The following is a 19,801-nucleotide window of genomic DNA, read 5'->3' on the forward strand; positions in this document are numbered from 1 at the left end:
CGGATTTTCCTAGTCCTTGCCGGGGACGACGAGGAGGATCTTGCCGATGTGGCCGCTCTCCTCCAGGATCTGGTGCGCCGTCGCCGCCTCGCTCATCGGCAGCTCGCGGTCGACGACCGGGCGTACATGGCCGGAGGCGATCAGCGGCCACACGTGCTCGCGCACGGCCGCGACGATCGCCGCCTTCTCGCCGAGCGGGCGGGCGCGCAGCGAGGTGGCGCTGATCGCGGCACGCTTCGTGAGGAGCGCGCCGATGTTCAGCTCACCGGTGGCACCGCCCTGCAGTCCGATGATCGCGAGCCGTCCGTTGACCGCGAGGGCCCGCACGTTCCGGTCGAGGTACTTGGCACCCATGTTGTCGAGGATGACGTCGGCGCCCGAGCCGTCCGTGGCCCGCTCGATCTCCTCGACGAAGTCCTGCTCGCGGTAGTTGATGAGGACGTCCGCACCGAGCTTGGCGCAGAAGTCGAGCTTCTTCTTGGTACCGGCCGTGACGGCGACCTTCGCACCGACGGCCTTCGCCAGCTGGATCGCCATGGTGCCGATGCCGCTGGAGCCGCCGTGCACGAGCAGGGTCTCGCCCGGGCGCAGGTGGGAGATCATGAAGACGTTGGACCAGACGGTGCAGGTCACCTCGGGCAGCGCGGCCGCCTGCTTGAGGTCCAGGCCCTCGGGAACGGGCAGCAGCTGCCCTGCCGGGACAGCGACCTTCTCGCCGTATCCGCCGCCCGCGAGCAGCGCGCAGACCTCGTCGCCGACGGCCCATCCGGAGACTCCGGGGCCGATCTCGACGATCCGGCCCGAGCATTCGAGTCCGGGGTACGAAGAGGCGCCGGGCGGCGGGTTGTAGAAGCCCTGCCGTTGCATCAGATCGGCGCGGTTGACGGCGCTGGCCACTACTTCGACGAGAACTTCCCCGTCACCGGGAACGGGATCCGGCACATCCGTCCACGTGAGCACTTCGGGGCCGCCGGGCTGGTTGATCGTCACTGCCTTCATGAAGCTGACGCTACCCCTGTCACACGGTGAGAAGCCCGCTGGTGCCGTCCTCGGCGAACTGTCGGCCCTCGGCCCGGCGGAGCCGGGGTCATGCGAACGCGCGTGCCTGTGTTCGCTGGTTGGGGTGGTCGCTGCGCGATACGGGTACGGGTGTGCGGCAGTCGCACATACGGTCTCATTGGAGGGCTCGGGATGCCACGGTGTTCCGGCCGGGGACCATCGGGGGGAGAGAACGAGTGCGTCGCCCGCTCCCAGAAGGCCCACCGTGACGCGGAAGACTGCGGCCCCGCGAGGCTGGACAGGATGCTCACCGAAAGAAAGGCCGGCCCGCATCGACGGGCTACCGGGACGCGAAGCGGTGGCGGGCGAAGACGTACGAGAAGATCGCCCGGCAGCGGCAGGACACCGGCCGCAAGTGGGCGAAGAAGGTCGTGCGGGACCATGACGTCGTCGCCGTGGAGGACTTCCGTCCGAAGTTCCTCAGCCGTACCCCTACACCTGCACCACGTGCGGAGCCGCATCCCCCAGGGACAAGGACTCCGCCCGCGTGACGCTCGTCCGGGCTGGTCCGAACCCGGCTGGTGCCGATCGCGCAAGACCCGATCGCTCGCTGAGCGACCGAGCAGCGTGAGCCAGGAACCCCCCTCGCTCAAGAGGGAGAGCATTCAACGTCCGGTTCATGCCCCCACTCATCTCAGGCATTCCCCATACCGGCCAACGCCCAGGGTAGATCGAGGAGTTCCAGCTCCTGACCCGGACGGGCGCCACCGGGCGGTACGACCGCGAGGGCGTCGGACGCCGCGATGCCCCGCAGCATGGCCGGACCGTTGTAGTGCAGCGGCACGGCCCGGTCGGCACGCACCACGACGGGGATGAGCCGGGTGTCGTACGGATGCCCGTGGACCGCGTCCCCGAGGGGCAGCGTGTACGGCTCCAGGGCCTCCCGACCTGCCAGGATGCGCAGGAGGGGCTCGGCGAGCGTCAGCAGGCCGGAGACGGCCGCCAAGGGGTTGCCGGGCAGGCCGACGAGGTGCTGGTTCTCCTTGGTGCGGGCCAGGACCATGGGGTGACCCGGGCGGACCTTGACACCGTCCACGAGGAGTTGGGCGCCGATGCGGCTCAGGGTGGGGTGGACGTGGTCGACGGGGCCCGAGGCGGTGCCTCCGGTCGTGACGATCAGGTCGGCGTCGGAGCGGGTGATCGCCTTGTGTAGAGCCTTGGCGTCGTCGCCCAGCCTGCGTACCGCGAGGACCTCGGCACCGAGGGCGCGCAGCCAGGGCGGCAGCATCGGACCGAGCGCGTCCCGGATCAGGCCCTCCTGGGGGAGCCCCTCGGTGAGCAATTCGTCACCGAGGACGAGGACTTCGGCGCGGGGGCGGGGGACCGCGGTGAGTGTGTCGTATCCGGCGGCCGCGGCGAGGCCCAGCACGGCGGGGGTGACCAGGGCGCCGGCCGGCAGGAGCTGGTCGCCGCTGCGGCACTCCTGGCCACGGGGCCGGATGTCCTGCCCGTGCACGGCCTCCCGGGTGGCGTGCAGCCGTCCCTTGTCGTCGAGGCGCCCGTGCTCGCTGCGCAGTACGGCGGTGGCGTCCTGCGGGATGCGCGCGCCGGTGGCGATCCGCACCGCCTCGCCGTCGATGAGCGGCTCCGGCTTCGCGTGGCCCGCGAGTACGCGCTCCTCGCGGAGGTCCCAGGGGCCGGGTCCGGCGACCGCATAGCCGTCCATGGCGGAGGTGTCGAAGGAGGGGAGGTCGGTGAGTGCGGCGAGCGGGGCGGCGAGGACCAGTCCGAGGGCCGCGTCCAGGGACACGGAGACGGGGGCGCGCCGCGGGACGGAACGGGCGGCCCGCTCGGCGGTCGTACGGGCCTGGGGCCAGGGGGTGGCCTTGTGCCCGTCGCCCTTGCCCTTGGCGCTGTCGGGGGCGTGGGTGCCGTTCTCGCCCTGCGACGTGGGCGCGGGGACCGCGGGGGTGCCGTGGCCGTGCCGGGGGTCGGACGCGCCTCGGGGGTCCTTGACCAAGGCCAGGGCCTCCTCCACGTCGAAGTCGTCGGCGTCCTGGCCGAGGGGCCGGGCGCGGGGCGCGTTCATCCGGCGTCGGGGGTCGGCTTGGCGTCCGAGGTCGGCTTGGCGTCGGGGGTGTCCTCGGCCGCCCAGCGGAGCGCGAGCGCCGCGGCCTTGCGGGATGCCTCCGCGACGGCCTCGGGGCCTCCCCCGGCCTGTGCGGCCGCGTACCCCACGAGGAACGTGGTCAGCGGCGCCGCGGGCCGGGCCACTCCGTGCGCCGCGTCGCGGGCCACGTCGAGCAGGGCGCCGGTGTCGACGTCCAGGTCGATGCCCAGCTCGTTCTTGACTGCGGAAATCCATTCATCCAACACGTTCCCATGCTCCCTGATGCGGGCCCGAGCGGCGGCGATGTCGTCCCAGGTGTCGCAGTCGAAGGACGCGACGGGGTCGGAGATACGGGTGAGGTCGAGCGCGGCGGTGAGCCGCCGCAGTGGCAGCCCGGTGACTCCGTCGTGGGCGGCGGCGAGCGCGGCCAGCTCCCTGCGCAGGGCGTCCGCGCGGTAGGCGGCCACGAGCGGCTGGTCGCGGCCGTCGGGGTCGGTGAGCAGCACACCGTCGGGTTGCGCCGGGCCCTTGGGGGCGTCGCCCGTCCGCAGGGCGTCCAGGAGGCGCCGTACCGTCGCCTCGTCCAGGAACGGCAGGTCGGCGGAGAGCACCACGACGTGTTCCGCCGAAATGTGCCGCAGGCCGGCGTCGAGCGCGGCGAGCGGTCCGCCGCCGGGCGGGTCCTCGCGCGCCCACTCCACGGGGCGCCCGGTCTCCCTGGGCTCGGCGACGACCACCGTGGTGGTGGCGGTGGCGCAGGCGGCGAGCACCCGCTCGAGCAGCGGGCGCCCGCCCACGCGCAGACCGGGCTTGTCCGCGCCGCCCAGCCGGCGGGCGGCGCCGCCCGCGAGGACGACGGCGTCGTACGGGGCGGCGGGGCCGGGGGTGCCCGGTGGCTCGGACGCGGTCATCCCCCGAGTATGCGTGCCGCCGCGATCACAGGGAACGCAGGAGCACCGCCGGCTGTTCGACGCAGTCCGCCACATGCCGCAGGAAGCCGCCCGCCGTGCCGCCGTCGCACACCCGGTGGTCGAAGGTGAGCGAGAGCTGGACGACCTGGCGCACGGCCAGCTCGCCCTCGTACACCCAGGGCTTGGGGACGATCCGGCCGACGCCGAGCATGGCGGCCTCGGGGTGGTTGATGATCGGTGTGGAGCCGTCGACGCCGAACACTCCGTAGTTGTTCAACGTGAAGGTGCCGCCCGTGAGTTCCGCGGGCGTCAGCGTGCCGGTGCGTGCGGCCTCGGTGAGCCGGGCGAACTCCGCACTCAGCGATTCCGCGTCGCGCGTGTGGGCGTCCCGGACGACGGGGACGACGAGACCGCGCTCGGTCTGTGCCGCGAAGCCCAGGTGGACGTGGTCGAGGCGGACGATCTCACGGGCTTGCGTGTCGACCGTGGAGTTGAGCTCCGGGTAGCGGGCCAGTGCCGCGGTGCAGATGCGGGCGAGCAGCGCCAACAGGGAGATCTTGGGGCCGCCGGCGGCGTTCATCGCCCTGCGCGCGTGCAGGAGTTCCGTCGCGTCGGCGTCCACCCAGCAGGTCGCGTCGGGGATCTCGCGACGGCTGCGGGAGAGTTTGTCGGCGACCGTGCCGCGGATGCCGCGGAGAGGGATGCGGGTGCCGGCGGTGGCACCTGCGGGGGCCACCGGGACGGGTTCGGGGGTGCGCGGGGCGAGCGGGGTCTGCGGCTCCCGGACCGGGGCGCCGGCCGAGCGCAACGCGTTCTCCACGTCCGACCGCAGGATCAGCCCGTCGGGGCCGGAGCCCACCAGGGTCCGCAGGTCCAGGCCGTTTTCCCGGGCGAGCCTGCGGACGAGCGGGGAGATCACCGGTACGGGGCCGTCGGCGCGTACCGCCGCCGCGATGTGGTCACGGGCCGGGCTTGGCTCCCGCGCCGGGGCGCTCGGGTGGTTGTCGGCGGCGGGGTGGCGCGCGGGCCGGGACTGCGTGTGCGCCCCGGGCGGAGTGGTCGCACCGGCGGCCGGGCGTACCCTTCCGCGTCGCGCCGGTGGCGCCCCTGTGCCGTACCCCACCAGCACGTTGCCGGAGCCCTCGGTCTCTTCGCCGGAGGACGGCGCGCCGACCGCGACGGTCAACAGGGGGGAACCCACGGGCAGTTCCGTGCCCTCCTCGCCGAAGCGTGCGGTGACCACGCCTCCGTAGGGGCAGGGGACCTCGACCATCGCCTTGGCCGTCTCGACCTCGACGACGGGCTGGTCCACGGCGACGACGTCGCCGACCTCCACCAGCCAGCGGACGATCTCCGCCTCGGTAAGGCCCTCACCGAGGTCGGGGAGCTTGAACTCGAGCACCTGGGCCATCAGCTGTCCGCCTCCCATTGCAGGCGCCCCACGGCGTCCAGGATCCGGTCGACGCCGGGCAGGTGGTGCCGCTCCAGCATCGGCGGCGGGTACGGGATGTCGAATCCGGCGACGCGCAGCACCGGCGCCTCCAGGTGGTGGAAGCAGCGCTCGGTGACGCGGGCCGCGATCTCGCCGCCCGGGCCGCCGTAACCGCCGGCCTCGTGGACGACGACCGCGCGTCCGGTCCGCCGCACCGATGCCGCCACGGTCTCGTCGTCGAAGGGCACGAGCGAGCGCAGGTCGACGACTTCGAGGTCCCAGCCCTCGGCCCGCGCCGCCTCGGCCGCCTCCAGGCAGACGGGCACGGACGGCCCGTACGTGATGAGCGTGGCGCTGCGGCCCGGGCGCCGCACCACCGCGCGGCCTATCGGTTCAACGGCCGGTGGCTCGTCGGGGTTCCAGGAGTCCTTCGACCAGTACAGGCGCTTGGGCTCCAGGAAGACGACCGGATCGTCGGAGGCGATGGCGGCGCGCAGCAGCCCGTAGGCGTCGGCGACGGTCGCGGGGGTGACGACATGGAGTCCCGGAGTCGCCATGTAGTACGCCTCGGAGGAGTCGCTGTGGTGCTCGACGCCGCCGATGCCGCCGCCGTAGGGGACCCGGATGGTGATCGGGAGCGGCATGGCGCCGCGGGTGCGGTTGCGCATCCGTGCCACGTGCGAGATCAGCTGCTCGAACGCCGGGTAGGCGAACGCGTCGAACTGCATCTCCACGACCGGCCTGAGCCCGTACATGGCCATGCCGACGGCCGTCCCCAGGATGCCCGCCTCGGCGAGCGGGGTGTCCATGCAGCGGTCCTCGCCGAACTCCTTGGCGAGCCCGTCGGTGACACGGAAGACGCCGCCCAGGGTGCCGACGTCCTCGCCCATGACGTGGACGGTCGGGTCGGCGGCCATGGCGTCGCGGAGCCCGCGCGTGAGGGCCTGCGCCATGGTGGCGGGTTTGAGCGCGACAGTCGTCATCGGGCCGTACCCTCCGCCTCGGCCTCGGCCGCGAGCTCGGCGCGCAACTGCGCTTCCTGCTCGCGCAGTTGTGGTGTGGGCTCGGCGTACACGTGGGCGAAGAGGTCCATGGGGTCGAGCACCGGGTCCTGGTTCATGCGGGCGCGCAGGTCGGCGGCCATGGTCTCGGCGGCCTCGCGGGCCTCCCGTATGCCGTCGTCGTCGAGCAGGCCGCGCTCGGTCAACTCGTGCTCCAGGAGGGCGATCGGGTCGTGCGCCCGCCAGGTCTCGACCTCGGAGTCGCCGCGGTAGCGGGTGGCGTCGTCGGCGTTCGTGTGGGCTTCCATGCGGTACGTCACGGCCTCGACCAGCGTCGGACCGCCTCCCGCGCGCGCGTGGCGCACGGCGTCGCTCAGGACCTCGTGCACGGCCGCCGCGTCGTTGCCGTCGACCAGCCGGCCGGGCATCCCGTAGCCGACGGCCTTGTGGGCCAGGGAGGGGGCGGCGGTCTGCTTGGCGAGCGGGACGGAGATGGCGAAGCCGTTGTTCTGGACGAGGAAGACGACCGGGGCCTGCCAGACCGCCGCGAAGTTCAGCGCCTCGTGGAAGTCGCCCTCGCTGGTGCCGCCGTCGCCGACCAGGGCGAGCGCGACCACGTCGTCGCCCTTGAGGCGGGCGGCGTGCGCGAGGCCCACGGCGTGCGGGAGCTGGGTGGCGAGGGGGGTGCACAGGGGTGCGATGCGGTGCTCGTGGGGGTCGTAACCGGTGTGCCAGTCGCCGCGCAGGAGGGTGAGGGCCTGGACGGGGTCGAGGCCGCGGGCGACGGCGGCGAGGGTGTCGCGGTAGCTCGGGAAGAGCCAGTCGCGCTCCTCGAGGACGAGCGCGGCGGCGACCTCGCAGGCCTCCTGGCCGGTGCTGGAGGGGTAGACGGCGAGGCGGCCCTGCTTGGTGAGGGCGGTGGCCTGCGCGTTGTAGCGACGGCCGCGCACCAGTTCCGCGTACAGACGGCGCAGCAGGCCCGGGTCGACCTGCGCGGCGGCTTCGGTGCCGAGGACGCGGTGGGGCAGCGCGTCGGGCAGCAGCGGCGCGGGGTCGGTGCGGGGCTGCCAGGCGGGCGGCGGCGTGGGCCGGTAAGCGCCTCGCTGCTCCATGACCGTCATGACGGCACCTCCTCGTGGGAGCGGCTTCGGGCGCGGCACGGCTGTGAGGCGCCTCACCTACCGATTGTTCGGTCGTCGGCACATTTTGGCTACAGGCACCGCCAGGCTGTGGACAAACGGTTCTGCACAGCCTGAGATGGACGCAGTACGTCCATGGTAGGGAGGCGGGGGGACATGGCACCTGAACAAATGGCCGAGCCGCCGGAGGCCGGCCCCGTCCCGCCGCCCGCCCGTCCGCTCGACGCCATCGATCAGGACATCCTGCAGATGCTCCAGGCGGACGGCCGCGCCTCGATACGCTCCGTGGCCGAACGGGTCCATGTGTCGCGCGCCAACGCCTACGCGCGGATCAACCGGCTCATCGAGGACGGCGTGATCCGCGGCTTCGGGGCGCGCGTCGACCACGAACGCGCCGGGCAGGGCACGTCCGCGTACATCACCCTCAAGATCGTGCAGAACTCCTGGCGCACGGTCCGTGAGCAGCTCAGGGTGCTGCCCGGCGCCTCCCACATCGCCCTCGTGGGCGGCGACTTCGATGTCCTGCTCCTGGTGCACACCCCCGACAACAGAGCCCTCCGCGAACTGGTCCTCACCCGCCTCCAGGCCATCCCCGAGGTCCTCAGCACCCGAACACTCCTGGTCTTCGAGGAGGAGGACCTGGAGCCGGAGGGGTGACCGAGCCCGAGGGGTGACCGAGCCCAAGGGGTGACCTCCGTGCCGGGGCCGGCCGAAGCGTCACGCCTCGTTCCGGAGCCCTCCGAAGACCAGCTGCGCCACCGCGTCGGCGACCTCGCGTTCGCCCATGCCCCGGCTGTCGGGGCGGTACCACTCGACGAGCGAGTTGATCATTCCGAAGACCAGGCGGGTCGCGAGGCGGACCTCGATGTCGCCGCGCACGTCCCCGTCGGCGGCCGCCGCCTTCAGCAGTTCGGCCACCTGGTGGTCGAACTCGCGGCGCCGCTCCAGGGCCCAGCGCTCGGTGCCCGTGTTGCCGCGCACGCGCAGCAGCAGGGTCACGTACGGGAGCTCCGCGGTGAGTACCTCGACCATGCGCCGTACGACGTACTCCAGGCGCTCCACCGCACGCCCCACGCGCGCGTGCTCCTCGTCGAGGATGCCGAAGAGGCCGTCCAGGGCCCGGCTGACGGCGCGGCGCAGCAGCTCCTCCTTGCCCGTGACGTGGTGGTATATCGACGACTTGGAGATGCCGGCCGCCTTGGAGAGGTGCTCCATGGAGGTGCCGTCGTAGCCGCGGTCGTTGAAGACCTGGACAGCGACGGAGAGCAGGCTCTCGGGGGTGTACGTGTCGCGCTTGGCGGTGGTCATGAGGTTCCCTCGCGCTTCTCGGTGGCGTACGCGTGGCGGTAGAGCGCGAGAGAGGGCGCGTAGCGCCCGGAGGGATCGCGCTGGTGCAGGTCGTCCAGAAGGGAGCAGGCCCAGCTCCGGCCGAGCCTGCGGCTCCATTCGAAGGGGCCCAGGGGGTAGTTGACCCCGAGCCGCATCGCGGTGTCGATGTCCTCCTCGGTGGCGACGCCCTTGGCGACCGCGTCGTGCGCCAGGTCGACGATCCTCGCCACGGTCCGGGCGACGATCATGCCGGGAGCGTCCCCGATGACGCTGACGGTCTTGCCCAGCGCCTGGAAGAGGCCGACGGCCTCGGAGAGGGTCTGCGGGGCGGTGTCCTGGGAGGCCGAAAGAGCGATCCTGGTCGCCCGGCGGTAGTCGAGCGCCAGGTCGAAGTAGACGACGTCGCGGAACTCGACCGAGGTCTGGCCGTCGGCGAGGACCAGCTGGCCGCCGCTGGGCAGCACCAGGCGGGTCCCGTGGTCCTCCTCGTCCTCGCGGACCTGGACGCCCGCCTCACGGATCAACGTGAGCAGTTCGGAGGCCGGACCCAGATCACCCTCGGCCACGACGTACGCGGGCGCCTGCGCCTTCTCCGCGGTGTGCGGCTCGGGCCGCTCGGCGTCGGCCCCGTGGTCGTACCAGCCGTGCCCCGTCTTGCGGCCGAGCCGGCCGGACTCGACGAGCCGCCGCTGGGCGAGCGAGGGTGTGAAGCGCACGTCCTGGAAGAAGGACTGCCACACGGAGTGCGTCACGGACTCGTTGACGTCCTGGCCGATCAGGTCGGTCAGCTCGAAGGCCCCCATCCGGAAGCCGCCGCACTCGCGCAGGACGGCGTCGATCGTCGCGGGGTCGGCGGCCTGCGCCTCGTACACCGCGAAGGCCTCGGCGTAGAAGGGCCGGGCGATGCGGTTGACGATGAAGCCGGGGGTGTCGGCGCAGGCGACCGGCGTCTTCCCCCAGGCCCGTGCCGTCTCGTACGCGCGCGTGGCCGACGAGAAGTCGCTCGCGTACCCGGAGACGACCTCCACCAGCGGCAGCAGCGGCGCCGGGTTGAAGAAGTGCAGTCCGACCAGACGGCCGGGGTTGCGCAGGGCGCCGCCGATGGCCGTGACGGACAGGGACGAGGTGTTGGTGGCGAGCAGACAGTCGTGCTCGACGATGTCCTCGAGCTCGCGGAACAGCTCTTGTTTCACCTCGAGTTGTTCGAGCACCGCCTCGACGACGAGCGTGCAGTCCGCCAGCTCGGCGAGGCTGTGCGCGGGGTGCAGCCGGGCGCGGGCCGCGTCCCGGTCGGCAGCGGCGAGCCGGTCCTTCTCGACGAGCCGGTCGAGGCGCGCGCCGATCGCTGCGGCCGCCGCGTCGGCACGCCCGGGAACCGTGTCGTAGAGCCGCACGGGGTGGCCCGCGACGAGCGCGACCTGGGCGATGCCCTGGCCCATGGTGCCGGTGCCGACGACGGCCACGGGGCTGTTGAGGTCGAGTGCTGTCATGTGCGCGATCCTCCCGCACGGGGTTTTCCACAGATGCGGCGGACCCCCTTGTCCCGACCGATCGTTCGGTTACTCTAACTCTGTCCGGCTATTTCTGCCCAGGTCATGAGCTCAGCGAAGAGTTCTTGAGACGAGGAGATGGTCCCGCATGGCCGCCGAACTGACCGCGCACGAGCTGACCGCCCAGCACCGGCCCACGCTCGACCAGGCACTGGAAGCGATCCGTACGCGCGCGTACTGGTCCCCGCATCCCGAGCACCCGAAGGCCTATGGGGAGAACGGCAGCCTGAGCATGGCCGAGGGCAAGGCCGCCTTCGACGCCCTCCTCGGCAGCCGCCTCGACCTCGGCCAGCCCGGCACCGACGACTGGGTGGGCGGCGAGACCTCGCCGTACGGCATCGAGCTCGGCGTCACCTACCCGCACGCGGACGTCGACGTGCTGCTGCCCGCCATGCGGGCCGGACAGCGGGCCTGGCGCGACGCGGGCGCGGAGATGCGCGCGATGGTCTGTCTGGAGATCCTCAAGCGGATCGCCGACCGCACGCACGAGTTCGCGCACGCGGTCATGCACACCAGCGGCCAGGCCTTCATGATGGCGTTCCAGGCGGGCGGCCCGCACGCGCAGGACCGCGGCCTGGAGGCGGTGGCGTACGCGTATGTGGAGCAGGTCCGCACCCCCGACACCGCGGAGTGGACCAAGCCCCAGGGCAAGCGCGACCCGCTCGCGATGACCAAGCAGTTCACGCCGGTGCCGCGCGGCATCGCGCTGATGATCGGCTGCAACACCTTCCCGACGTGGAACGGCTATCCGGGCCTGTTCGCCTCCCTGGCCACCGGTAACGCCGTGCTCGTCAAGCCGCACCCGCGCGCGGTGCTGCCGCTCGCGCTCACCGTCCAGGTCGCGCGCGAGGTGCTCGCCGAGGCGGGCTTCGACCCGAACCTGGTGGCGCTGGCCGCCGAGCGGCCCGGGGAGGGCATCGCCAAGACCCTGGCCGTGCGCCCCGAGATCCGGATCATCGACTACACCGGGTCGACGGCGTTCGGCGACTGGCTGGAGACCCACGCCCGCCAGGCGCAGGTCTACACGGAGAAGGCCGGCGTCAACACGGTGATCGTGGAGTCGACCGACGACTACAAGGGGATGCTGTCCAACCTGGCCTTCTCCTTGTCCCTGTACAGCGGCCAGATGTGCACGACCCCGCAGAACCTCCTCATCCCCCGCGACGGCATCCGTACGGAGGAGGGCCCCAAGTCGTACGACGAGGTGGTCGCCGACCTCGCCCGGTCGGTCGACGGACTCCTCGGGGACGACGCCCGCGCCAACGGGCTGCTGGGCGCGATCGTGAACCCGGACGTCAAGGCACGCCTGGAGGCCGCGGCGGGGCTCGGCGAGGTCGCCCTCGCCTCGCGGGAGATCGGCAACCCGGAGTTCCCGGACGCGGTCGTCCGCACCCCTGTGATCGTCAAGCTCGACGGCTCGCGGAAGTACTGGGAGGGTGCCGACGACGAGGCCGCCTACATGAACGAGTGCTTCGGACCGGTGTCCTTCGCGGTCGCGGTCGACTCGGCGACGGACGCGGTGGAGCTGCTGCGGCGGACCGTCCGGGAGAAGGGGGCGATGACCGTCGGGGCGTACACCACCGACGAGGTCGTCGAGGAGGCCGTGCAGGAGGCCTGTCTGGAGGAGTGCGCCCAGCTGTCCCTGAATCTGACGGGCGGGGTGTACGTCAACCAGACGGCGGCGTTCTCGGACTTCCACGGCTCGGGAGGCAACCCGGCGGCGAACGCCGCGCTGTGCGACGGGGGCTTCGTGGCCAACCGGTTCCGAGTGGTGGAGGTCCGGCGTTAGGACCTGATCCGCCGGACAGGACCTAGCCTCCTTGCGGGGCGCTCCAGTGGAACAGGGCCATGGCCACGCTCGTCGCCAGGTTGTAGCTGGAGACCTGGGGACGCATCGGGAGCGACACCAGGTGGTCGGCACGCGCGCGCAGGTCGGTGGAAAGGCCACTGCGCTCGGAGCCGAAGGCGAGCACGGCGTCGTCCGGGAGCTTCAGTCCCCGGATGTCCTCGCCGTCCGGGTCGAGGGCGAACACCGGCCCGGACGGCAGCTCGGCCACCGTCAGCCGTTCCACGGCGGTCGCGAAGTGCAGGCCCGCCCCGCCCCGCACCACCGTGGGGTGCCAGGGGTCGAGGGTGCCCGTGGTGACGACGCCGGTCGCGCCGAAGCCGGCCGCGAGGCGGATCACGGCGCCGGCGTTCCCGAGGTTGCGCGGTTGGTCGAGGACGACCACGGGGGCGGTGCGGGGCGTGCGGGCCAGCGCCCGCAGGTTGGCCTCGCGGGAGGGGCGTACCGCCAACGCGGCCACCGCGGTCGGGTGCGGACGCGGGACGAGGGAGCGGTACGTGGCCTCCGGGACCTCCACCAGGAGAGCGTCCAGGGTGTCCCGTACGTCCGGGGCCAGCTCGTCGGTGAGGGCGAGCACCGCCTGCCGGTCGCCGGTGACCGCCACCAGGACCTCGGCCTGGAAACGCACGGCGTGCTTGAGGGCGTGAAAGCCGTCGAGCAGGACGGAGGTGTCGGCGAGGCGGTGCCAGGCGCTCACGGGGTCCTTCATGCGGTGAAGCCTACGTGCGGTTCCTCGGCCGGCTCCGGGGTGCGCGGCTCCTGAGCGCGCTGGCCCGGCAGCTTGCGGGCGCCGGGCGCAAACACTCGTCCACGCGCGCGTGCCGCCCATCCGCCGAGGCGCCGCAGGAACGACGTCGGCAGGAACACCGCGTCGGCGGCGATCATCGCGAGCGAGAAGAACGGCAGTCCGAGGACCACGGCGATCACGGCGTGCTCGGTCATCATGGCGGCCAGCAGGACGTTCTTGACGCGCCGGTTGATCAGGGTGAAGGGGAAGGCGACCTGCACGGCGACCGTCCCGTAGGTCACCAGCATCACGATCGTGCCGTGTGCGGCGAGCAGGTCGGACAGGGCCGGCCAGGGGGAGAAGTAGTCCAGGTGGAGCGGGTAGTAGACGGCGGTGCCGTCCTGCCAGCGCGAGCCCTGGATCTTGTACCAGCCGGCGGTCGCGTAGATCAGACACGCCTCGGCCATGATCACGAGCAGGGCCGCGTTGTGCACGGCGTTGGCGATGACGTCGAGCAGGATCCGGGGCTCCGCGGTACGCGCCAGGCGGCCGACGGCCCACCACAGTGCCAAGACCACCCACAGCCCCCAGAAGACCACCAGCCAGCCGGGGCTGAGCCGCCCCGCGCCCGTCGCCGCGGCCAGCAGCAGGCCGAGCGCCGCCCACAGGACGAGACCGACCCGGTCCTGGACCCCGGCCCGCGGGGACTCCCCACGTGCGCGTGCCTCCCGCGCGAGCCGGGCCCGCCGGGCGTCCAGCGACCACACCTGTCCACAGCGCGTGAACACCAGATAGATCGCCATCAGGTGGATGACGTTGTCGCCGCCGTCCCCCATGAAGATGCTGCGGTTCTGCAGCGAGAGCACGCCGACCATGAAGAGCACGGACATCGTGCGGGTCCGCCAGCCCAGCAGCAGCAGGAGAGCGGAGAGCACGGCCAGGGTGTAGACGATCTCGAACCACACCTGGCTGTCGGACCACATCATGATCGTGAAGGCGTGGTTGTCCGCGACGAGCCGCTGGGCCAGGTCCCACTTCCACGGTCCGTCGGGCCCGTACATCTCCTGGCGGTGCGGGAACTCGCGCAGCAGGAACAGCAGCCAGGTGGCGGCGAAGCCGATGCGGATCACGGCCGTCTGGTACGGGCCGAGGGCGGCGTCGGTGACCCGGGCGATACCGCGCGAGATCGACACTGCGATGCGGTTCATCGGGCGCTCGCCTCCGTCCGCGCGTCCGTCACGTCCTCCTCGGGAACGGTCCACCAGGGCAGCTCGCGCAGGACGGGCGTGTCGGACACCTGCTCCTCGCTCCATTTCGGGGGCGGCACGTTGGTGGTACGGGAACGGACCTGGACGCTTTCGACGACGCCGCCCTTGCCGCCGGCCCCCTCACGGTCGAGACGCAGCACGACGACCCGGCGCATATAGCGCTGGGAGAGGTCGCCGCGCAGGCCCACCGGGCGGTTGTCGTTGTCGTGCGTGCCGATGTAGAAGTCCCAGGCCCGGCGCAGTTCGTTCTGCTGGGTGTGGCTCGGCAGCAGATTGCCGTCGATCGCCGCGCCGTCCAGCGCGGACAGGTCGTACCAGCCGGTCTCGGTGATGCCACCGTCCGCGCCGCGGACCTGGGCACGGACCTGGACGTCGATGTTCTGCTGCAGCGGGTTGGGGGCGAAGAGCTTCCAGTTCTGCTCGAACTCCGGGTAGATCCAGTCGTCGATCGCCCGGCCGTGCTGCTTGGTGACCGTGTTCGAGGGCGCGACGTGCAGGAACACCATGCCGAGGTGCACACAGGCGACCACCGCGACGACCGCGAGGGCGAGGGCGGCGACCACCTGGGAGCGGAGGGGGAGGGAGGCTATGCCGGAAGCGGGTCGCTGAGGGACGGATTCCTGGTCGGCGGATTCCTGGTCGGCGGATCCTTGGTCGGTGGATCCTTGGTCGGCGGATCCCTGGTCGGTGGAGGGGGTGCTGTCGGGGGTGGAACCGGCGGAGGCGGGGCCCTCGGGCAGGGAGCCGTCAGGGCCGTCCGGCAGGTGCCGGGCCTTCGAGCCCTCGTCGTACGCGTCCATTCCGCCCCGATTCCCGATCCCGGTCCGATTCCCGCCGCCGGGCCGCGGCGTGCGCACGGGAACGGTACTCAGGCCGGACCGCCCGGCACAGCCCCATTCGGCACAGCGGGCACAACAGCGACACAACAGCGACCCCGCGGTTATCCACAGCGGTGGACACCCTACGGCCGACCGCCCCACCACCGAATTCGGCAGACCGAACGATCGGTCTGTCGGGGTGCCGGGCCTTCCACGGTCGAACCGTTCCCTTCTTGTAGAACCTGTTCTATCTTGACGCTCCGTCAGATCCGGTGTCCGCCGGGTCGGTGGGCCGGTGCGTGGGAGGACAGGACCGTGGACTTCACCTTCACCGAGGAGCAGCAGGCGGCGGTCGAGGCGGCGAAGGCGGTGTTCGGCGGGGTCGCGCCGGACGCGGTGCCCAGCCCCGCGGTCACCGCGGGCGCCGTCGCCGACGACTTCGACCGGGCGCTGTGGGCGAGGCTCGCCGACGCGGATCTGTTGAGTCTCCTGCTCGCCGCGGAGTACGGCGGGGCGGGCCTGGACGCGATCGCGCTGTGCCTGGTGCTGCGCGAGGCGGCGAAGGTGCTGGCGCGGGTGCCGTTGCTGGAGAGCAGCGCGGCGGCGGTGGCCGTACAGGCGTACGGCGGCGAGGAGTTGAAGGCGGAGCTGCTCGCGCGGGCGGGCCGGGGCGAGGTCGTGCTGACCGTCGCGGCGAACGGGCGGACCGGGCACGACCCGGCCGAACTCGCCGTGACCGCACGGCGGGACGGTGACGCGTGGGTGCTGGACGGGGTGCAGACGGCGGTTCCGTGGGCGGAGAACGCCGACTTCACCGTCGTACCCGCGACCGTCGTACCCGCGCACACGGGCGGCGGCCGGACCGTCCTCGCGCTGGTGCCCCGGGTCCATGAGGGGGTCGTCCTCGGTGAGCAGATCTCCACGAGCGGGGAACGGCTCGGCGAGCTGCGTCTGGAGTCCGCGCGGATCACCGCCCGGGATGTCATGGAAGCGGACGGGGCGTGGGAGTGGCTGCGGGAGCTGTTGGCCACCGGGACGTGCGCGCTGGCGCTCGGACTCGGTGAGCGGGTGCTCGCGATGACGAGCGCGTACACGGGCAAGCGGGAGCAGTTCGGGTTCCCGGTCGCCACGTTCCAGGCCGTCGCCGTGCAGGCCGCCGACCGCTATATCGACCTGCGGGCGATGGAGGCCACGCTGTGGCAGGCCGCGTGGCGGATCAGTACGGGGGCAGGGGGTGCGCTTCCGGCGTCCGGGGACGTGGCCGTCGCCAAGATCTGGGCGTCGGAAGGGGTACGGCGGGTCGTGCAGACCGCGCAGCATCTGCACGGGGGGTTCGGCGCCGACGTCGACTACCCGCTGCACCGGTACCACGCATGGGCCAAGCAGCTTGAACTGTCGCTCGGCCCGGCGGCGGCGCACGAGGAGGCACTGGGAGATCTGCTCGCGGCCCATCCCCTGGGCTGAACGCCCACGCCCGCAGTGCGTCTGCGCCTCTCCAGGCGTGGGCAAGCTCCGGACAGCGGTGGCGATCGCCGCTCAGCGGAGGCAGTCGCGGGCGCGAACCCGTGCCAGTGGCTACCGCGGGCGCGAACCCCTGTCGGCGGCACGGCAGGCGCAAACCCCGGCCGGCGGCTACAGCAGGAAGCCGGGGGTGCCCCGCCGGTTGGCTACAGCACGAAGCCGGGGGTGCCCTTGTCGTCCACGACCGGGCGGCCGGCGGCGGCCCAGACCTGCATGCCGCCGTCGACGTTCACGGCGTCGATGCCCTGCTGGACCAGGTACATCGTGACCTGCGCCGAACGACCCCCGGAGCGGCAGATCACATGGACCCTGCCGTCCTGCGGCGCCGCTTCGGTCAGCTCGCCGTAGCGTGCGACGAACTCACTGATGGGGATGTGCAGCGCCCCCGCGGCATGGCCCGCCTGCCACTCGTCGTCCTCCCGGACGTCCAGCAGGAAGTCTCCGTCCGCGAGATCCCCGACCTCGACCGTGGGCACACCAGATCCAAAACTCATGCCCCCGACGCTACCCGACCGGGCAGGCGGCCCGAAGCCCCGCCGGACAGGACCTAGCCGACCAGCCGGGCCAGCTCCTTCTCGCGCTCGTCGACCTGGGCCAGCAGCTGCTCGGCGATCTCTTCCAGGAGCCGGTCCGGGTCCTCCGGGGCCAGCTTGAGCATGGCGCCGATGGCGCTCTCCTCCAGCTCGCGGGCGACCAGGGTCAGCAGTTCCTTGCGCTGGGCGAGCCACTCGAGGCGGGCGTAGAGCTCCTCGCTGCGGCTCGGCTTCCACTCCTCGGGCACCGGGCCCGCCGCCCACTCCTCGGACAGCTCCCGCAGCAGGGCCTCGTCGCCGCGGCTGTACGCGGCGTTGACCCGGGCGATGAACTCGTCGCGCCGCCTGCGCTCGTCGTCGTCCTGGGCCAGGTCGGGGTGGGCCTTGCGGACCAGCTCACGGTAGAGCTGACGGGCCTCGTCGCTGGGGCGCACGCGCTGCGGGGGGCGTACGGGCTGGTCCGTCAGCATCGCCACCGCCTCGGGGAACAGTCCCTCGGAGTCCATCCAGCCGTGGAAGAGCTCCTCGACCCCGGGCATCGGCATGACCCGCGCCCGCGCCTCGTCCGCCTTGCGTATGTCCTCCGGGTCCCCGGTGCGCGCGGCGACCACCTCGGCGATCTGCGCGTCCAGCTCGTCGAGCCGCGAGTACATCGGGCCGAGCTTCTGGTGGTGCAGGCGCGAGAAGTTCTCGACCTCGACGCGGAAGGTCTCCACGGCGATCTCGAACTCGATCAACGCCTGCTCGGCCGCCCGCACGGCCCGCTCCAGCCGCTCCTCGGGCCGCGCCTGCGCCTCGGGCGCCGTCTTTGGGGCGGACTCGTCGTGGACATCCGCATCCCCGGCGCCCTGGGGCCGGGCATCCTCGGCCTGGGTACGGTCGGACTCACTGTGCTCGGCTTCCGGGGTCGTCACCCGACCAGACTAGGCCCTGTCGTCAAATGACTCGCGGCCTTCCCCCGGCCGGGGGAAGTGCGCAACGCCCCAGCCTCGCCGCTCTCGCCCCGACCCCGCTGCTCCCTGACCAGCCCCGCCGCTCTCGCCCCGGCCCCGCTCCTCTCGACCCGGCGGCGCGGCGGTGTCCCTCTCGGGGCTCACACCCCGAGCTCCGCCGCCACCCGACCCTCCCTGACCGCCGCGACCAGCTCCGCGTGGTCCGCCTCCGTGCGGTCGGCGTAGGCCACGGCGAACGAGGCGATGGACTCGTCCAGCTCCTCGCTCTTCCCGCAGTACCCGGCGATGAGGCGGGGGTCGGCGGTGTGGGTGTGGGCGCGGGCGAGAAGGGCGCCGGTCATGCGGGCGTAGTCGTCGACCTGGTCGGCGGCGAGGGCGGCGGGGTCGACGCTGCCCTTGCGGTTGCGGAACTGGCGTACCTGGAAGGGGCGGCCTTCGACGGTGGTCCAGCCGAGCAGGATGTCGCTGACGACCTGCATGCGCTTCTGGCCGAGGACGACCCGGCGGCCCTCGTGCGGCACCTCCGGTATGGCGTGCCCGGCCGTCGCCAGATGCGGGAGCAGCGCGGAGGCGCGGGCTTCCTTCACCTGGAGGACCAGGGGTTCGCCGCGGTGGTCGAGGAGCAGCACGACGTAGGAGCGGGTGCCGACGCTGCCGGTGCCGACGACGCGGAAGGCGACGTCGTGCACCGCGTACCGGGCGAGGAGGGGGAGACGGTCCTCGGAGACGGTGGTCAGGTAGTGCTCCAGCGAGGCCGCGACCGCCGCCGCCTCCGCGTCGGGTACACGGCGCAGCACCGGAGGCGCGTCCACGAAGCGGCGGCTGCCGTCCTCCGCCGGCTGGGTCGACTTGGCCGCGAACCGTCCGCTGGTGTTGGCCCGCGCCTTCTCCATGACCCGCTCCAGGGTGCCGAGCAGGTCGTGGGCGTCGGCGTGGGAGACGAGTTCCTCGTCCGCGATGGCGTTCCACGCGTCCAGTACCGGGAGCTTGGCGAGCAGCCGCAACGTGCGTCGGTAGGCACCGACCGCGTCGTGGGCGGCCTTGCGGCAGGTGTCCTCGTCCGCGCCCGCTTCCCGGCCCGCGAGCACGAGCGAGGTGGCGAGGCGCTTGAGGTCCCACTCCCAGGGGCCGTGTGCCGTCTCGTCGAAGTCGTTCAGATCGATGACCAGGCCGCCGCGCGCGTCGCCGTACAGGCCGAAGTTGGCCGCGTGGGCGTCGCCGCAGATCTGGGCGGCGATGCCGGTCGTGGGGGTGCGCGCGAGGTCGTAGGCCATGAGGCCGGCCGAACCGCGCAGGAAGGCGAAGGGGGTCGCGGCCATCCTGCCGACCCGTATCGGAGTGAGCTCCGGGATCCGGCCGAGGTTGGACTCCTCGACGGCGGTCACCGCGTCCGGGCGGCCGGTGTCGAAGGTCAGCTCCGCGTGCGCGCCGCGCGGCACCCGTCGGCGCAGCGCCTTGCCCTCTTCCTTGGGCGCGGCCTGCACGGGCCGGCCCGCGAATCCGCGCACTCCGAAGACCCCGGAGATCCTGGACGCCCGCCGGCCCTGTTCGCCCTGATGGTCCTGCCCGCCCGGCCCGCTCCGCTGGTCCTGCTGCACCCGATCCGCCGCACCAAGATCCGTCATACCGAATACCTCCCCCGTCACGCACGAACATCAACTCGT

At 72.4% G+C, this 19,801-nt stretch carries 17 protein-coding genes and 1 pseudogene; 4 read left to right on the top strand and 14 right to left on the bottom strand.

Going from position 1 to position 19,801, the window contains the following annotated elements; translation table 11 throughout:
- Nucleotides 1-9: 9 nt before the first annotated feature.
- Nucleotides 10-999, bottom strand: a complete 990-nt coding sequence (locus ACIQTP_RS43965) for an NAD(P)H-quinone oxidoreductase (RefSeq protein WP_403411104.1) — start codon at nucleotides 997-999, stop codon at nucleotides 10-12.
- Nucleotides 1,000-1,313: 314 nt separating this feature from the next.
- On the opposite strand from ACIQTP_RS43965, the pseudogene ACIQTP_RS43970 reads away from it, so the two are divergent.
- Nucleotides 1,314-1,630, top strand: a pseudogene (locus ACIQTP_RS43970) (RNA-guided endonuclease TnpB family protein); the annotation flags it as partial.
- A 63-nt stretch (nucleotides 1,631-1,693) separates the two neighbouring features.
- Here the strand turns inward: ACIQTP_RS43970 and ACIQTP_RS43975 are convergent.
- From ACIQTP_RS43975 to pdhA, 5 genes are read right to left on the bottom strand one after another with little or no spacing between them, the layout of a single operon-like run.
- A complete protein-coding gene (locus ACIQTP_RS43975; protein ID WP_403411107.1) occupies nucleotides 1,694-3,088 on the bottom strand; it encodes a molybdopterin molybdotransferase MoeA in 1,395 nt (464 codons plus the stop codon).
- A complete protein-coding gene (locus tag ACIQTP_RS43980; protein WP_403411110.1) occupies nucleotides 3,085-4,020 on the bottom strand; it encodes an NTP transferase domain-containing protein in 936 nt (311 codons plus the stop codon). Before ACIQTP_RS43980 ends, ACIQTP_RS43975 begins: the two co-directional genes overlap by 4 nt.
- A gap of 25 nt (nucleotides 4,021-4,045) precedes the next feature.
- Entirely contained in the window at nucleotides 4,046-5,431 is a 1,386-nt protein-coding gene (locus ACIQTP_RS43985; RefSeq protein WP_403411113.1) for a dihydrolipoamide acetyltransferase family protein, read from the bottom strand.
- Nucleotides 5,431-6,435: an alpha-ketoacid dehydrogenase subunit beta gene (locus tag ACIQTP_RS43990; RefSeq protein ID WP_402039002.1), complete on the bottom strand. Its 1,005-nt coding sequence runs from the start codon at nucleotides 6,433-6,435 to the stop codon at nucleotides 5,431-5,433. Before ACIQTP_RS43990 ends, ACIQTP_RS43985 begins: the two co-directional genes overlap by 1 nt.
- Nucleotides 6,432-7,574 carry a pyruvate dehydrogenase (acetyl-transferring) E1 component subunit alpha gene (gene pdhA, locus ACIQTP_RS43995; protein ID WP_403411116.1) on the bottom strand — a complete coding sequence of 381 codons (1,143 nt, stop codon included), beginning with the start codon at nucleotides 7,572-7,574 and terminating at the stop codon, nucleotides 6,432-6,434. The genes ACIQTP_RS43990 and pdhA overlap by 4 nt, the downstream gene beginning before the upstream one ends.
- Nucleotides 7,575-7,748: 174 nt before the next feature.
- Between pdhA and ACIQTP_RS44000 the strand changes: the two genes are divergently transcribed.
- Nucleotides 7,749-8,249 (top strand): Lrp/AsnC family transcriptional regulator, encoded by a 501-nt coding sequence (locus tag ACIQTP_RS44000; RefSeq protein ID WP_373558965.1) that lies wholly within the window; start codon nucleotides 7,749-7,751, stop codon nucleotides 8,247-8,249.
- A 60-nt stretch (nucleotides 8,250-8,309) separates the two neighbouring features.
- On the opposite strand, the gene ACIQTP_RS44005 is transcribed toward ACIQTP_RS44000, so the two are convergent.
- Together ACIQTP_RS44005 and ACIQTP_RS44010 are read right to left on the bottom strand one after the other, a co-directional pair.
- The gene (locus tag ACIQTP_RS44005) at nucleotides 8,310-8,900 is read right to left on the bottom strand and encodes a TetR/AcrR family transcriptional regulator (RefSeq protein ID WP_403411119.1); all 591 of its coding nucleotides are present in this window, start codon (nucleotides 8,898-8,900) and stop codon (nucleotides 8,310-8,312) included.
- A complete protein-coding gene (locus ACIQTP_RS44010) occupies nucleotides 8,897-10,411 on the bottom strand; it encodes a 3-hydroxyacyl-CoA dehydrogenase (RefSeq protein ID WP_403411122.1) in 1,515 nt (504 codons plus the stop codon). Before ACIQTP_RS44010 ends, ACIQTP_RS44005 begins: the two co-directional genes overlap by 4 nt.
- A 148-nt stretch (nucleotides 10,412-10,559) precedes the next feature.
- Between ACIQTP_RS44010 and paaN the strand changes: the two genes are divergently transcribed.
- Nucleotides 10,560-12,260 carry a phenylacetic acid degradation protein PaaN gene (gene paaN, locus ACIQTP_RS44015; protein ID WP_403411125.1) on the top strand — a complete coding sequence of 567 codons (1,701 nt, stop codon included), beginning with the start codon at nucleotides 10,560-10,562 and terminating at the stop codon, nucleotides 12,258-12,260.
- Between the two features lie 22 nt (nucleotides 12,261-12,282).
- Here the strand turns inward: paaN and ACIQTP_RS44020 are convergent, their stop codons facing one another.
- From ACIQTP_RS44020 to ACIQTP_RS44030, 3 genes are read right to left on the bottom strand one after another with little or no spacing between them, the layout of a single operon-like run.
- Nucleotides 12,283-13,026 (bottom strand): TrmH family RNA methyltransferase, encoded by a 744-nt coding sequence (locus ACIQTP_RS44020; protein WP_403411128.1) that lies wholly within the window; start codon nucleotides 13,024-13,026, stop codon nucleotides 12,283-12,285.
- The gene (locus ACIQTP_RS44025; RefSeq protein WP_403411130.1) at nucleotides 13,023-14,252 is read right to left on the bottom strand and encodes an HTTM domain-containing protein; all 1,230 of its coding nucleotides are present in this window, start codon (nucleotides 14,250-14,252) and stop codon (nucleotides 13,023-13,025) included. Before ACIQTP_RS44025 ends, ACIQTP_RS44020 begins: the two co-directional genes overlap by 4 nt.
- Nucleotides 14,249-15,112 carry a DUF5819 family protein gene (locus ACIQTP_RS44030; RefSeq protein ID WP_403411133.1) on the bottom strand — a complete coding sequence of 288 codons (864 nt, stop codon included), beginning with the start codon at nucleotides 15,110-15,112 and terminating at the stop codon, nucleotides 14,249-14,251. The genes ACIQTP_RS44025 and ACIQTP_RS44030 overlap by 4 nt, the downstream gene beginning before the upstream one ends.
- Nucleotides 15,113-15,445: 333 nt before the next feature.
- On the opposite strand from ACIQTP_RS44030, the gene ACIQTP_RS44035 reads away from it, so the two are divergent.
- Nucleotides 15,446-16,594, top strand: coding sequence for an acyl-CoA dehydrogenase family protein (locus ACIQTP_RS44035; protein WP_403411136.1), 1,149 nt, complete (start codon nucleotides 15,446-15,448; stop codon nucleotides 16,592-16,594).
- Between the two features lie 203 nt (nucleotides 16,595-16,797).
- Here the strand turns inward: ACIQTP_RS44035 and ACIQTP_RS44040 are convergent, their stop codons facing one another.
- From ACIQTP_RS44040 to ACIQTP_RS44050, 3 genes are all read right to left on the bottom strand, one after another.
- Nucleotides 16,798-17,127, bottom strand: a complete 330-nt coding sequence (locus ACIQTP_RS44040) for a rhodanese-like domain-containing protein (protein WP_054237233.1) — start codon at nucleotides 17,125-17,127, stop codon at nucleotides 16,798-16,800.
- 71 nt (nucleotides 17,128-17,198) lie between these two features.
- A complete protein-coding gene (locus tag ACIQTP_RS44045) occupies nucleotides 17,199-18,098 on the bottom strand; it encodes a hypothetical protein (RefSeq protein ID WP_403411139.1) in 900 nt (299 codons plus the stop codon).
- A gap of 179 nt (nucleotides 18,099-18,277) precedes the next feature.
- Nucleotides 18,278-19,762: a DUF2252 domain-containing protein gene (locus ACIQTP_RS44050; protein WP_403411142.1), complete on the bottom strand. Its 1,485-nt coding sequence runs from the start codon at nucleotides 19,760-19,762 to the stop codon at nucleotides 18,278-18,280.
- Between the last annotated feature and the right edge of the window lie 39 nt (nucleotides 19,763-19,801).

Source organism: Streptomyces sp. NPDC090798, from assembly GCF_044768965.1.
Lineage (GTDB): Bacteria > Actinomycetota > Actinomycetes > Streptomycetales > Streptomycetaceae > Streptomyces.